Genomic DNA, 2,742 nt, shown 5'->3' with positions numbered 1-2,742 from the left:
TGTATTAACAACGGCATTGAATAGCGATTCACCGATTGGAGAACACGGAAAAAAGCATGGTGACGGAGTAAAAGTGATTGCGCTTTGGGTAGAAGATGCCAGAAAATCTTACGAAGAAACAACCAAAAGAGGAGCGAAGTCTTTCTTTGAACCAATGGTTGAATCGGATGAAAACGGAGAAGTGGTTCGTTCCGGAATTTATGGGGCTTATGGCGAAACGGTTTTTGTATTCGTTGAACGCAAAAATTACACAGGTATTTTTATGCCGGGTTATGTAGCACATCAAACGAATTACAATCCGGCTCCGGTTGGATTGAAGTTCATCGATCACATGGTAGGAAATGTGGATTGGAATAGAATGAATGAAGCTGTAAAATGGTTTGAAGATATCATGGGATTTGTCAATTTCTTATCGTTCGATGACAAACAAATTACGACAGAATATTCTGCTTTGATGTCGAAAGTAATGTCGAACGGAAATGGCCGAATCAAGTTCCCGATCAACGAACCTGCGGAAGGTAAAAAGCGCTCTCAAATTGAGGAGTACATTAATTTTTACGAAGGTGAAGGCGTTCAGCATCTTGCAGTGGCAACAGATGATATCATTAAAACGGTTGCTGAAATGAAATCACGAGGTGTTGAGTTCTTATCAACTCCTCCCCAGGAATATTACGATGCAATTCCGTAGCGTTTGAAGGATCACATGTCGAAATTCAAAGAGGATATCAATGAATTGCAGAAATTGGGAATTATGATTGATGCGGATGATGAAGGGTATTTGTTACAGATCTTTACCAAACCAATTGAGGATAGACCGACTTTATTCTTCGAAATCATTCAACGAATGGGAGCTCGCGGATTCGGAGCTGGAAACTTCAAGGCGTTGTTTGAATCAATTGAAAGAGAACAAGAGAAAAGAGGAACTCTTTAAGAGACAAATAGACTCTGAGACGAAAGAGTCAAGACAGATTTAGTTAAGCGAAAAACCTCGACTCCGATCAATGGACGTCGAGGTTTTTTATGTAAAATCAGTCTTTGGTCTTGCCTCCTGAAGTCTTACGGTCTTTTTTCAAACTCGTAGATATCAAAAATCTCCTCGATGTGATGTTTCTTCGTTTGATTGAATTGAGCGTTTAACGTATTTAGAATGTTGTTGTTCGGAGCAGAGAAATTACTTGCAGCATCCACAAGCACAATGCGTTTCCGGTTTTTGTAATCAATCCCTTCCAGGCTGTTGATGCAGTGTAGAGATTGCTTTGCTAATCCATTTTGAATCTTCTCGCCATCCGGTTCCCGGAACAAATCCCGATCGTAATAATAAATGAAGTTCAGCGAAAAATGAACCGGGGCAACTAAAACCAGGGTGCTGTCGTTTTCCAGTTCTTTCACCAGTTGAACCGTTTCGCGGACTTCCCGTTTGTTCGTTTTATTCGGTTTTACGGAGACGATAAATAATAAGCAGATGAAACCAGGAACCAGAAATTGCAACTTCGGTTTTTGAATGATAAAATCGGCAGAAAGTGCAACGATAATGCAGAAACCAATTGCGATGAACATCAGGTAGCGATCCAAAAACATAGGAACCCGGAATGAGATGACGAACATGAAAACGAAGGGAATATAGAACCAGCAAAGAACGAGGCGGGTCGCTAAACGATTGGGATTTTGTCTGCGCTTTACGATCAGGAGAATTGAGCCGATAATCAAAGCTGCAAGCGTGAAAACAGCTGTAACCGGAGCATTACTGAAAGCGCGGAACATTTCATAGAATGCGTCGATTCCGCTTGGAGGTGTTAACCAGGTTCCGCCTTGCGTTGAATGCGTAAAGCGATTCAGAATAATCCAGATATACGGCGAATAGGTTAACAACAACACTCCGACGAACAAAACCAGGAAACGATAGTATTTCTTCAGCAGGTTTCGCTGGAAAAGAATAAAGAAGAACTGAATAAACAGGATGAAAAACCCGAAAAAGTGCGTATAAATTAACAAGGTATTTGCTAAAAGGAACCAACAGAAATTCCATTTGTTCCGGTCTTCAGAAATGACAATTTTCATGTAATAAAACATGGAAACCGCAGTCAGCAACCCCATCAGGGCATAAGCTCTTGCTTCGTGGGCGAAAGTGACCTGATACGTAGAAAAAATGAAGATCACGCTGGCGTAAATACCGACACGGAGATTGAAAAAGCGCAACCCGATACGGTAAATAAAAAGGACGGTCAGTGAACTGAAAATGAGTGAAAGAATCCGTACTGAAATTTCTGAAATCCCGAAATATTTGATCCAGTAGTGCAGCAACAGAAAATGCAGTGGTGGATTGTTTTCGTTCTGGAAAATCTCGAATAAATTGCTCAAAGACTGCTGCGAGTGATACACACTGAAAGGCTCATCTCCTCCAAGAGAATTGGCGCCGAGGAAAAGTCCTTTAACGACGAAATTCAGGAGAATGAAAAAGAGTGGAAGGTAATATGCAGCGTAGTTGGAGCGATTCATCCTTAACCGACCATGATTCCTTTTCCGCCCAGTTTCGGAATTTCGATGAAATTTTTCTCATCAATTGTTTCAGGAAGGAAAATAAATCGTTTGTCGTACATCACATCGTCTGCCCAAAAAGAAACCCAATATTCATTGGTCAATCCGAAAACCTCCTCCATAATCGGTTCGATTTTCGCTGCTTCATTCGGTAAAAGAACTTCCAGCGAATGTCTCAAAGTTGAAGTTTTGATCTTCTCTCCGGTG

1 protein-coding gene and 2 pseudogenes are annotated in these 2,742 nt (G+C 41.1%); 1 reads left to right on the top strand and 2 read right to left on the bottom strand.

What is annotated here, in order from left to right; genetic code table 11:
* Positions 1–931: pseudogene (gene hppD / locus Q1V93_RS01265) on the top strand (4-hydroxyphenylpyruvate dioxygenase); the annotation flags it as partial.
* 125 nt (positions 932–1,056) lie between these two features.
* Here the strand turns inward: hppD and Q1V93_RS01260 are convergent.
* Positions 1,057–2,496, bottom strand: a complete 1,440-nt coding sequence (locus Q1V93_RS01260; protein WP_300660381.1) for a glycosyltransferase family 39 protein — start codon at positions 2,494–2,496, stop codon at positions 1,057–1,059.
* Between the two features lie 2 nt (positions 2,497–2,498).
* Positions 2,499–2,742 (bottom strand): annotated as a pseudogene (locus Q1V93_RS01255) (hypothetical protein); the annotation flags it as partial.

Source organism: Fluviicola sp. (genome assembly GCF_030151805.1).
Taxonomy (GTDB): Bacteria; Bacteroidota; Bacteroidia; order Flavobacteriales_D; family Crocinitomicaceae; genus Fluviicola.
This window is presented reverse-complemented; position numbering and strand designations above follow the sequence as displayed.

Bases quoted from the DNA above. Each gene is read 5' to 3' on its own strand.
- Q1V93_RS01260 (WP_300660381.1), bottom strand. From the start codon at position 2,496: ATGAATCGCTCCAACTACGCTGCATATTACCTTCCACTCTTTTTCATT.